11 protein-coding genes and 5 tRNA genes are annotated in these 12,187 nt (G+C 38.5%); all 16 read right to left on the reverse strand.

Features of this window, described 5'->3' with window-relative positions; all coding sequences use genetic code 11:
- Positions 1-38: 38 nt before the first annotated feature.
- Positions 39-557, reverse strand: coding sequence for a 50S ribosomal protein L10 (rplJ, locus tag AC57BQ_RS17300; protein ID WP_090473138.1), 519 nt, complete (start codon positions 555-557; stop codon positions 39-41).
- Positions 558-559: 2 nt separating this feature from the next.
- Positions 560-1,258: a 50S ribosomal protein L1 gene (gene rplA, locus AC57BQ_RS17305; protein ID WP_090473139.1), complete on the reverse strand. Its 699-nt coding sequence runs from the start codon at positions 1,256-1,258 to the stop codon at positions 560-562.
- Positions 1,259-1,287: 29 nt separating this feature from the next.
- Positions 1,288-1,728: a 50S ribosomal protein L11 gene (gene rplK / locus AC57BQ_RS17310; RefSeq protein ID WP_090473140.1), complete on the reverse strand. Its 441-nt coding sequence runs from the start codon at positions 1,726-1,728 to the stop codon at positions 1,288-1,290.
- Positions 1,729-1,933: 205 nt separating this feature from the next.
- On the reverse strand, positions 1,934-2,476 hold the full coding sequence (gene nusG, locus AC57BQ_RS17315) for a transcription termination/antitermination protein NusG (RefSeq protein WP_076374894.1): 543 nt from the start codon (positions 2,474-2,476) through the stop codon (positions 1,934-1,936).
- Between the two features lie 15 nt (positions 2,477-2,491).
- On the reverse strand, positions 2,492-2,686 hold the full coding sequence (gene secE / locus AC57BQ_RS17320; RefSeq protein ID WP_076374892.1) for a preprotein translocase subunit SecE: 195 nt from the start codon (positions 2,684-2,686) through the stop codon (positions 2,492-2,494).
- 19 nt (positions 2,687-2,705) lie between these two features.
- Positions 2,706-2,776: transfer RNA gene (locus tag AC57BQ_RS17325), tRNA-Trp, on the reverse strand.
- A gap of 79 nt (positions 2,777-2,855) precedes the next feature.
- Positions 2,856-4,043, reverse strand: a complete 1,188-nt coding sequence (tuf, locus tag AC57BQ_RS17330) for an elongation factor Tu (protein ID WP_090473141.1) — start codon at positions 4,041-4,043, stop codon at positions 2,856-2,858.
- A 69-nt stretch (positions 4,044-4,112) separates the two neighbouring features.
- Positions 4,113-4,184 (reverse strand) — tRNA-Thr (locus AC57BQ_RS17335).
- A gap of 116 nt (positions 4,185-4,300) precedes the next feature.
- Positions 4,301-4,373, reverse strand: a tRNA-Gly gene (locus AC57BQ_RS17340).
- A gap of 80 nt (positions 4,374-4,453) precedes the next feature.
- Positions 4,454-4,534: transfer RNA gene (locus tag AC57BQ_RS17345), tRNA-Tyr, on the reverse strand.
- A 65-nt stretch (positions 4,535-4,599) separates the two neighbouring features.
- Positions 4,600-4,672 (reverse strand) — tRNA-Thr (locus tag AC57BQ_RS17350).
- 240 nt (positions 4,673-4,912) lie between these two features.
- Entirely contained in the window at positions 4,913-5,260 is a 348-nt protein-coding gene (gene hpf / locus AC57BQ_RS17355; RefSeq protein WP_496407474.1) for a ribosome hibernation-promoting factor, HPF/YfiA family, read from the reverse strand.
- 14 nt (positions 5,261-5,274) lie between these two features.
- Positions 5,275-6,222, reverse strand: coding sequence for a tyrosine-type recombinase/integrase (locus tag AC57BQ_RS17360; protein WP_496407475.1), 948 nt, complete (start codon positions 6,220-6,222; stop codon positions 5,275-5,277).
- Positions 6,223-6,270: 48 nt separating this feature from the next.
- A complete protein-coding gene (gene rpsU, locus AC57BQ_RS17365; RefSeq protein ID WP_076374884.1) occupies positions 6,271-6,462 on the reverse strand; it encodes a 30S ribosomal protein S21 in 192 nt (63 codons plus the stop codon).
- A gap of 160 nt (positions 6,463-6,622) precedes the next feature.
- Complete coding sequence (locus tag AC57BQ_RS17370) at positions 6,623-8,113, reverse strand: SusD/RagB family nutrient-binding outer membrane lipoprotein (RefSeq protein ID WP_496407476.1); 1,491 nt, start codon at positions 8,111-8,113, stop codon at positions 6,623-6,625.
- A 20-nt stretch (positions 8,114-8,133) separates the two neighbouring features.
- Positions 8,134-11,319, reverse strand: coding sequence for a SusC/RagA family TonB-linked outer membrane protein (locus AC57BQ_RS17375; protein ID WP_496407477.1), 3,186 nt, complete (start codon positions 11,317-11,319; stop codon positions 8,134-8,136).
- Between the last annotated feature and the right edge of the window lie 868 nt (positions 11,320-12,187).

Raw genomic sequence — 12,187 nt, forward strand, 5'->3', positions numbered from 1 at the left:
TTTTTGTTTCTTAATATCGAACTTTAATAAGGTGTTCGTTAACCTCTTTCCTGTAATGTTTTTACAAGGCCTGCAATTGTATTTCCGCCTGATTGTAATGCAGAAATAACGTTTTTGGCAGGTGATTGTAGTAATCCGATTATCTCTCCGATCAGTTGTTCCTTTGATTTTAGTTTGATCAAAGTATCGATCTGGTCATCACCGATAAATATCGCCGAATCAATATAAGCTGCTTTTAAAACTGGTTTAGCACCTGCTTTTCTCAATTGTTTGATCAGCTTTGCCGGAGCAGTTGCTGATTTTGAGAAAAGTATTGATGATGAACCTTTTAATACATCAAATATTGGAGTGTAATCACCACCCGCAGCTTCCATAGCTTTTCTAATTAAGCTATTTTTTGCTACCTTCATCGTAATGTCGCTTTCGAAACATTTACGACGGATGTCATTGATCTTTGCAACCGTCAAATCTGAGGTATCAGTAATATAAAAATTACCAAACTCATTCATCTGCTCAGTAAGGGCAAGAACAAGATCGTGTTTTTCTTCTTTATTCATGATTAAATCCCCGCTACTGTTTTAGTTTCAATTGCAATTCCTGGCGACATAGTTGAAGAGATATGAATACTCTTGAAATATGTTCCTTTAGCTGCAGATGGTTTTAATTTTGAGATAGTTTGCAATACTTCTAATGCATTCTCATAAATTTTATCTGCAGAGAAAGATGCTTTTCCTATTGAGGCATGGATAATACCTGTTTTATCAACTTTGAAGTCGATCTTACCACCTTTTACATCAGTTACAGCTTTTCCAACTTCTGGAGTTACTGTTCCTGATTTAGGGTTAGGCATAAGGTTACGTGGGCCTAATATACGACCCAAACGACCTACTTTAGCCATAACACTTGGCATAGTGATGATAATATCAACATCAGTCCATCCACCTTCAATCTTGGCAATATAATCATCCAAACCTACGTAATCTGCACCTGCGTCTTTTGCTTCTTGTTCCTTATCAGGAGTACAAAGCACCAGTACACGTACAGTTTTACCGGTTCCATGAGGCAATGTTGCAATACCACGTACCATTTGATTGGCTTTACGCGGGTCAACACCTAAACGAACATCTATATCAACTGATGAATCAAATTTAGTAAGGGTTAATTCCTTTACCAAAGCTGATGCAGCTTCTAATGAATACGATTTGTTTGCCTCAATTTTGGAGAGTGCCACTTTTTGATTTTTTGTTAATCTAGCCACTGTCTTAAACTGATTTTAATATAAATTAATTAATTCCAGGGAGCCGTACCTGATACGGTTATTCCCATACTACGGGCAGTACCTGCCACCATTTTCATGGCTGATTCAACTGTGAATGCGTTTAGATCCACCATTTTATCTTTAGCAATAGTTTCAACCTGTTCCCAATTTACATTGGCAACTTTCTTACGGTTGGGCTCTGCTGAACCACTTTTTAATCCTGTTACTTCCAATAATTGGATTGCAACCGGAGGGGTTTTAATGATAAAATCGAAAGATTTATCAACGTAAACAGTAATCAAAACAGGCAACACTTTACCAGGCTTATCCTGGGTACGTGCATTAAACTGCTTGCAAAACTCCATGATATTCACGCCCTTTGCACCTAAAGCAGGTCCAATTGGAGGTGATGGGTTTGCAGCGCCGCCTTTTACCTGCAGCTTTACCATCGCACCGATTTCTTTTGCCATTTTAATTTACTTTAATTATAACTCAATGTTAGTAAGTGGAAGCTAAGTAACATTTAAGATTTTTATAGTTGTCAATTTTCGGTGATCGGTCCTGAGTTTTTTAACTCTAACTTAATACCTAAACTTCTTTCTTTTAATATTCATTGAGTAAGTTTATCACGTAAAGTTCTGCCTTTCCAACTCAGAACCCGTGACTAAAAACTTACTACTCTTTCTCTACCTGCATGTAATTCAATTCAAGCGGCGTACGGCGCCCGAATATCTTTACCATTACTTTCAGTTTCTTTTTCTCTTCGTTAACCTCTTCTATCACGCCGCTAAAGCCATTGAACGGCCCGTCCATAACTTTCACGTTTTCGCCTATATAATAAGGAACGTTCATTGTTTCGCCTTGCGCGCTCATTTCGTCAACCTTACCTAAAATACGGTTAACTTCGGCCTGGCGCAGCGGGATGGCGTTTCCGGCTTTATCGCCTAAAAAACCTATCACACTGTTTATATTTTTGATGATGTGTTCGGTTTCACCGTCGAGCACAGCTTCCATCAGCACATAACCCGGAAAATAATTACGCTCTTTAGCGATCTTCTTTCCGTCGCGCATCTGGTAATACTTTTCAGTTGGTATTAATACCTGAGGTACCAAATGCGTAATGCCCAAACGACTAATTTCGGCATCTATATATTGTTTTACCTTCTTTTCTTTACCACTGATGGCCCTAACTACATACCACTTCAATTGATCACTCATCGTTGTCTTCTGATATTATGTTAGTGAATGATAAAATATACCAAGCAAATAATTAATAATCTGGTCCATACCTACAATAACCAAAGCGATAATAATTGCAGCAACCAGTACCAAAATAGCACTGCTTTGCAATTCGCGCCAGGTTGGCCAAGTTACTTTTTGAGTTAACTCGATGTATGATTCTTTAATATATTCAGCTACGCCTGCCATTTTTTATTGTTTGCTTATGCACGGGAACAAGGATTCGAACCCTGATCAAAGGTTTTGGAGACCTCTATTCTACCGTTGAACTATTCCCGTGTATATTTTATAATAAGAAAACATAAGTTTTGCTTTTTACAGTCAAACTTATGTTTCCAATTAACCTTTTTTGAAATTCTTATTTTAAAATTTCAGTTACCTGGCCAGCACCTACAGTTCTGCCACCTTCACGGATAGCGAAACGTAAGCCTTTTTCCATAGCGATAGCGTTGATCAATTTTACAGTGATGGTAACGTTATCACCTGGCATAACCATTTCTACACCTTCAGCCAGTGAAATCTCACCAGTTACGTCAGTTGTACGGAAATAGAATTGCGGGCGGTATTTGTTGAAGAATGGAGTGTGACGGCCACCTTCTGCTTTTGATAATACGTAAACTTCTGCTTTGAAGTCAGTGTGTGGAGTTACTGAACCTGGTTTGCAAATAACCATACCACGACGGATATCAGTTTTTTCAATACCACGTAACAATAAACCTACGTTGTCACCAGCTTCACCACGGTCAAGGATCTTACGGAACATCTCAACACCTGTTACGGTTGATTTCAAGTTCTCAGCACCCATACCTAGGATATCAACAGCTTCACCTGAGTTGATTACACCACGCTCAATACGACCGGTAGCAACAGTACCACGACCAGTGATTGAGAATACGTCCTCAACCGGCATCAGGAAAGGAAGCTCAGTTAAACGTGGAGGGATAGGGATGTAGTTATCTACAGCATCCATCAACTCCATGATTTTGCCAACCCAGGTAGGATCGCCGTTAAGACCACCTAATGCAGAACCCTGGATAACTGGGATATCATCACCTGGATATTCGTAGAATGATAATAATTCACGAATTTCCATTTCTACTAATTCTAATAATTCCGGATCATCAACCATGTCAACCTTGTTCATAAATACAACAAGTGCAGGTACACCTACCTGACGTGCTAACAGGATGTGTTCGCGGGTTTGTGGCATCGGACCGTCAGTAGCAGCAACAACAATGATTGCACCATCCATCTGAGCAGCACCAGTAACCATGTTTTTCACATAATCCGCGTGACCTGGACAGTCAACGTGTGCATAGTGACGGTTAGCTGTTGAATACTCAACGTGTGCTGTATTGATGGTGATACCACGCTCTTTTTCTTCAGGAGCTGAGTCAATTGAATCAAATGAACGAGCTTCTGATAAACCTGCATCAGCTAATACTTTAGTGATAGCTGCAGTAAGGGTTGTTTTGCCGTGGTCAACGTGACCGATTGTACCGATGTTTAAGTGCGGTTTACTGCGGTCAAACTTTTCTTTTGCCATGATTTATAATTATTTTGTAGGTTAATTTATACTTAAAAATGTATTCTTGTTTTACTCTTTATTTTATTGAGCCAACAATGGGATTTGAACCCATGACCTCTTCCTTACCAAGGAAGTGCTCTACCCCTGAGCTACGTCGGCTTATTATTCTTTAGTTTGCAGTTGTTAGTTCTCAGTTTGCAGTGCTTGTTATCATTTACAGTTACCTGCCTCAATCAAACTGCTTACTGCCCACGGCTAACTGCCTACTGTAACCGAGCGGAAGACGAGGTTCGAACTCGCGACCTATAGCTTGGAAGGCTATCGCTCTACCAACTGAGCTACTTCCGCTTTTTTTAAATTCCAAAAACTAAACTCTAAACTCTAATGTGAATTAGAATTTAGAATTTAGCTTGTTCTGGAATTTCCAGTGGGGGGAGAAGGATTCGAACCTTCGTAGCCGAAGCAACGGATTTACAGTCCGTCCCATTTGACCGCTCTGGTATCCCCCCATTAGTTAGTTTCGGATTTAAAATGTCCAAAGTTGAAGCTAAACACTTCAATCCGAAAAAAACTGAGCCTCCTATCGGGATCGAACCAATGACCTACTGATTACAAGTCAGTCGCTCTACCAGCTGAGCTAAGGAGGCTTATATTTATTTAGCTTTTCTTATTTTATAACCCTAAAGAGGTTTCAAAATTGAGAGCGGCAAAACTAATAAGCTTTTTTATATTTTAAAGAACAATCCCAACTTTTTTTTCAGTGCTTAGCACCTCTCTGAAAGGGATTGCAAATCTACAAAAAATTAAACCTGTACAAAATTTTTTATCAAAAAAAATCGACGAGTGGAAAACTCGTCGATTTTTGCCTAAAAAAGGGCTTTTTTATACTATAAATCGTCCTCGGCCGCCATCAATATCGCCTTTTTGGCTGCGGTGTCGGCAATGGTTTTCTTCTGTTTATGCTTTTCTATCTGCTTGCGGAGACTTTCAATGGCCAGATCGGTAGCCTCCTCGAAACTTTTACACTTCTCTTTTGCAAAAATCTGGTTACCTGGAAGCAACAATTTTAGCTCCGCTATTTTATTTGCCTCATCTTCTACATTTTCCAGTTTTAAATAAACTTCCCCGCTAATTATCTGATCATAAAACGTATCCAGCTTATCAGCCTTTTTCTGAATAAAATCTAATAATTTCCTGTCTGCGGTAAAATGAATTGATTGCACTGTAATTTTCATGTTTCCTCCTTGAATTACGCCTTTGGATGGGCTTGTTTGTAAATAGACTTTAATCTTTCAACTGAATTGTGTGTATAAATTTGGGTTGCGCTTAAATTAGCATGGCCCAAAAGTTCTTTTATTGAATTTAAATCGGCTCCGTTGTTGAGCAAACTTGTTGCAAACGTGTGCCGGAGTACGTGGGGGCTCTTTTTATCCTGGGTTGATATGTTGGAGAGGTATTTATGCACTATTAAATATATTAGTTTTGGGTAAGCATCTGCGCCCTTATTTGTAACGATTAATGTTAGCGAATTGTTATTAAAATTTTGATTTTTCTTTAACTCCAGGTATTTACCCAGCAAGATACGCAGTTCGGTGTTCACCGGTATAATGCGTTCTTTGTTTCGTTTACCCAACACCTTTAGGGTACCCTCATAATTGTTAATATCCTGATCCTTAAGACCCAGGAGCTCGGCCAAACGCATACCGGTACCAAACAACATTTCAACCACCAGCTTGTCGCGCTGACCTACAAAATCATTTGTAAATATTTCGTTATCATCCAGCATCTGGGTCAAACGGGCGTCCTCAACAACTACCGGAAGATTCTTGGGTATTTTTTGTGACCGTATTTTGGATGTTGGATTATCTGTAATAATACCTTCCTGCAATAAAAATTTAAAGTACTTACGCAGCGTGGCCATTTTGCGGTTTACAGAACGGGCTATAATTTTTTGCCCCATGAGCTCCACCATCCAGTTACGGATATCCTGGTAGCTTATCTGGCCGGGATGGGTAATAATTGATCCAGAGGCGTCATTTACCCCTCCTGTATTGTTCAAAAAGCGCATGAACTGATCCAGGTCTGATCTATAAGCCGATACCGTGTGGGGAGAGTATCGCTTTTCGAACTTAATGTATTGGATAAAACGCTCTAAAAACATAAAAACTATTTGAACATCCAGAGATTGAATGTACAAATAGTTTTAATATAGTGTTAAGAAATTTGAAAAATTCTTTTACAAGAATTAAACAGTTTCCTGATTCATATTTTGCTTGTAGATTGCATGTTTAACAACATGACGACGAGTTACAGATTTTTTCTCGAATGCCTGACGGCTGCGAAGTTCTCTCAACACACCTGTTTTCTCAAATTTTTTCTTGAAGCGTTTCAATGCTTTATCTAATGATTCGCCTTCTTTTACGTTGATAATGATCATAATTCCTAAAATACCTCCTTTCAAGGAGGGTCAAAGGTAAGCACAAATATTTGAAAATCAAATAGGATGTGTATTTTTTTATACCTGTATCAATTATATAATGCTTACTATAAATAGCAAAGGCCGCCAATGGCAGCCTTTGCTATTTAAATAACTCCTGTTATTTTTTATCCCAGTACATCCTGGTGTTCATCAAATCAGCTCCCTGACGTGCTACTACAGCGTCATAATTAGCTTTATTTTGATTAGCCTCTGTTTGAGGATATTGTTGCCTGCGCGGAATATTCTGGCCCGGGCTTAATGATCCTGGTACAGGGTCAAGCAGTGTAGGTAAGCCTGTTCTGCGGTACTCTGCCCATGATTCCCAGCCATCACCTAAAAATCCTGCTATCCATTTTTGTAACAGTATTTGATTTAAGGCCGTGCCTGCAGAGAATTTTACTGAAGCTTGTGCCAAATAGGTTGAAGCATCAGTTATACCATTTTGAGCTAAAGATGCGGTTACACCTTGATTGTAATAATCAGCAGCAGTACCATCACCACCAGATATCCAGCCCAAATGCGCTGCTTCTGCCTGGGTAAACAATACCTGTGCATAAGATGTCCATACGGTTGGCGAACTCTGGTTAGAAACCGCCAATCCGATCAATGATATATTCCCTGGCTTAGTCCGGGTACCTTTAGTATAAGCACCCAGGGCATCGCCAAAGGTACCATAAGGTAAACCTACATAGGTGCTTGAAGCGGTAGGAGCCGCATAAACGCTTAATCTTGGATCATTAAGACCGCTAAGCGTATTTACCAATAAACTGCTTACCGCATAATCATAACGGCCATTACGGTAGTTAGTATAATATGGGTTCTCATTGGTTGAAGCGCCAAGGTAAGCGTAAGATGCATTATCATCATTTGAGCTCATTAAGCCACCTGCTACAGCTTTTGCATATTCTGTTTTTCCGGTAGTCGGATCAACTTTTGAAAGCCTTAAAGCCATTACGGCGTGTAAAGAATTTGCCCAGTGTTTCCATTTGGTATTATCACCGTTAAATAAAATATCGCCGGATAATGAAGCACCTGTGTCAAATTGATTTTGAGCTTCATCCAGTTCCTTCATCAAAGCGGTATATATATCCTTTTGAGCATCAAACACCGGAGTAACATTAGATATGCCACTTAAAGCCTGTGTATACGGAATATCTCCCCATCTGTCAGTTATGGTCAGATAAATAAAAGCGGTAAGGATACGCGCAGAGGCTATCTGATTAGCATTTGAACCGAATTTAGTAGTTGATGACAAAGCTTTCTTTGCCGGATCTGAATTGGTAGCAATAATAGTTTTTAAATCCTGTAAGGGGCCAGTATAATACGTTGCATAATCATATTGTTTTAAAGCAAACAATGATTCGTTTGTATAAAACGTTTCTGACATATACTGCGAGTATAACTCACCGCAAAAGGAGTTGATATTGGTTGTTGCACCAGCACCGTTAATGCCGCCTAAAAACTGTATGGCGTTGGTTAACATATAACCCGTTTGCACATTAGGCGATTGATTGGGACTGACGTTTACATCGCCCCCCACTTTACATGAAGCCAGGATAATTACACCAGCCCCAATAATATATTTACTTATATTGAATAGTCTTTTCATGATTTTTTGATCTTATCTTATTAGAAAGTTAATTTAAGGTTAAAACCTAAGTTTCTTGTGTTTGGTAACTGCCCGCCTTCATAAAAGGATGTTTGCAGTTGTGATGGATCGACACCTTTAACTTTGGAATAGATCATCCATGGGTTTTGAGAGGTTATACCAAAATAAGCAGATTGGAACGGAGTTTTAGCTAACATCTTTTTAGAGAATGTGTAACCAATGCTAACTTCTCTTAATTTCACATAAGAAGCATCATAGGTCCATTTTTCCCATATCTGGCTATATACCTGCTCGTATAATGAACGTGTTTCAACATAAGTGGTGTTTGGCGTTCCATCTTCATGAACACCTGCTACCAGGGTACCACCGCCATCTGCTACAGCATTACGTACCGGGTTACCTTTGGCATTGTTACCAACGGTTTCAGCACCAAGGCCCGAACCATTCAGGTTTTGCTGGGTAACTGATACAAATTTGCCGCCTTTTTGAAAATCAAGGGAGAAAGCCAGTGTAAAGCCTTTATAATTAACTGAGTTTGTAAAACCACCGGTATAACTTGGCAGCATGCTACCTAAATTAACCGTGTTGTTTACTATTGGCATACCTGTATCATCAACTACGATGTTACCACTCTTATCACGTGTAAAGCCAGAGCCAATGATTTGGCCATATGAGCCGCCAACTACACCATTAACACCAAAGCTTGGGGAACCAACAAAACCGAAACCTGTTGGAGCTGCCGCCAGATTGCCACCTGATAAGGTATAGGGAGCTGTACCATCAGGAGCAACAGGTAAGGTTGTTGTACCTGGATATAGCGATAAAATTTTGTTACGGTTAAACGCGATGTTAAAATCAACATTCCAGATAAAATCTTTTGATTTAACAGGTGTACCGCCAAGGGAAATTTCAATACCGTTATTTCTGATTGAACCTGCATTCACTACAGCGCTTGAGTAACCAGAGGTTCCGTTAACAGGTAATGATAATATTTGATCTTTTTGTGTACGTGTATAGTAGTTAAAATCAAACTTGATCCGGTCCTGAATAAAATGCAATTCTGTACCTGCTTCATAAGAGGTAGAAAGAGATGGTTTTAAATTTGCATTTGGTAAAGCGTTAGGTACGGTTTGTGTAGGCGACGTGCCGTAAGGGTTTGAACCTAAATTGTAGGTTTGATAAATTTGATATAGCCCTGCATCAGAACCTAACTTGGCTGCTGATAATCGTAATTTACCAAAAGTAAATATATCATTCTTCGGCATTAACTCCGTAAATACAAATGAAGTTGAAAGACCGCCATACCAGTATGAATTATTGTTTACAGGCAATGTTGACGACCTATCATTACGTGCATTAAAATCAAGATATAAGAAATTCTTATATCCAAATGAAGTATATCCGTAATAGCTATTTACCCTACTTAGGCCATTATAACTAATTGCTGTTGGAGCGTTTGAAGAGTTACCTAAGCTATAAAGATCTGGTATTGCCAAACCACCATTGGTATTACCACCGGTAAACAAATAACGATCCTGACGACTTTCGGCATATACACCGGCTTTTACAGACAGATCACCAAAAAGGTGATTGTAAGTAACATTTCCTACATAGTTATTTTCTTTGTAGGTATACTGGTTTTGAGTGTATTGATCGAGATTCAGCGTTCCTGAAGCTGTTCTGTTATTATCATCACGATTCAAAAGATCTTCCCTTGCAATCAATGACACAGATAAGTCTTTTGTGAATTGATAAGTAGCCGTTAAATTACCGTATATGCGGTTACTGTTTGATTTAGAAGTATTTTCATAAACCTCTGTATATGGGTTATCCCAATAGTGAGGAGTAAGATCGTCCGGACTGGTAATATTCCATGAAGTAAAAGTACCATCTGGTCTTTGGTAATTTTTTAGCTTGCTCATGTCAATATCCCTGTGAAACCACTGGCTGAATGAACCGGCGGTTTGAGTTCCGTAACCTTCATCAGGTATATTGCTTGAATTGATTTGCGAGAAGTTAACATTTGCACTTACCGTTAATTTCTTGGTAAGCTTTAACTCACCATTTAAACCTACGTTATTACGTTTTTGATCACTGTTTGGTGTAATACCTGTACGATCAATATTGGTGTAGGATACGCGGAAATTATAATTGTCGGCTGCTTTTGAAAATGCAGCATTGGTATTATAAGTAACTCCCGTTCTGTAAAAATCACGAACGTTGTTTGGCTGAGCTACAAATGGAACTAATTTACCATAACCCGGGTTTGATGGATCCCAGAAATACCATGGGGCATATAAAGTGCCGTCCATTTTAGGACCCCAGCTTTCATCAACACCATAATCATAATACTTTACCCCGTTAAAATTAGCATTAGAGGCCGGAGACGACGCCGGATCATAGGTATAAGTATTCCAATTTATACTGGTGCCACCACCATATTGATTTTGATAGTTAGGCAGCTGATAAACTTTTTCAAAAGTGGTTGATTGGTTAAATGATATACCTATACCTTTATCAACACCTTTTTTAAGTTGAATAACAACCGCACCTTCAGATGCACGCTGACCATACAAGGCTGTGGCTGCAGGACCTTTTAAAACCGTTAATGATTCAATATCATCGTTGTTTACCCCATTAGGGTCTGTAATAACACCATTTACTACATAAATTGGGTTACCTCCTGATAAAGAGTTAACACCACGGATACGAATAGTAGATGTTCCGAATTTAGCGCCAGAACCACCCAATACCTGCACACCGGCAATTTTACCGGCGAGGGCAGTGTTTAAGTCTGATTGCTTGGTAACCGTTAAATCATCGCCTTTAACCGCCTGAGCAGCATAACCTAATGATTTTTGCTCACGCGAAATACCTAAGGCGGTAACAATTACTTCATTTAAGCCTTTGCTCGATGACACCAAAACAACATTTAGCTGGCTTTTTCCACCCGCAGGGACATCCTGGGTGGTATAACCAATAAAACTAAATGATAAAATTGCATTAGGGGGAACATTTAAGGAAAACTTACCGTTGACACCGGTTTGGGTACCGGTAGTTGTCCCTTTTACTTTTACGGTTACACCAGGCAAGGGTAACCCATCTTCTTTAGCCGTTACCGTACCAGTAATGGTTTGGCTTTGCGCAAACAGCTGTGTAGCAGCCAATAATATACCGCACAAAACAAGGAGTATTCTTTTTTCCATAGAAAAAAATTAGTTAATAGTTAAGCGGGTAAATCTACAGATGGCTGTAAGAGAAAACCAAACAAAGTATGTAACATTTCTTTTACAAACATTTTTTTAACCAAAACGTTCTTTTTTTTCCAGTTCAATAAAACAAATTATTTTTTTTGTCGTTATACATGCATTACTGATCCATTCAGTTAATAATAAGACAGTTAATTTAGTTAATTAAAAAGGGAGAAAATACGCGAGGTATTTTCTCCCTTTATTTTTTTATAACCATCAGTAATACAGAGATATTCAATAGTTCCGTATCAGCAATTTAAAACAAGAAAAGGATGGGAAAACCCATCCTTTTCTTGTTTATCGGAATAATTCCGTTAATTATTTGGCCACTTTTTTTGCTGGGATCAATGGTAATATAATAACAGCTAAAAAGGCAACAACTTCTAATACAACTAACATAACTTTAATTTTTTGATTAATATTTAATTCTTTTCTACACCGGTTGCGGCTAAAAACATGCCATAGCTAAAAAGTTGTATTTATCAGAAAATCAGGCATTTTTTGATTTTGCTGAAATTTTTAAATGAATAAAAAAAAGGATGGATTATTAAATTTTAGAGCTAATTTTCGGTAAGTGATGATAAAAAACTGATTTTTAAGAGCAATAAATCCTGATTTATTAAAAAAACACAGGTGTTTATGCCAGATAAATCTGACATAATACCCAAAACCCCTTAAAACTAAAAAGCGAAAAAACTGGTTTTGCAGTTTAACTGTATCGACCGTTAAGCAATGGTCAATTTTTCATTTTTTTGTCAAACTAAATCAGGGAAACATATGGATTCCTTTTCAGTTAGTCATCAGTGTGTAAATATTGTCAATT

Source organism: Mucilaginibacter sp. BGA-UO-ETr-C110 (assembly GCF_059567985.1).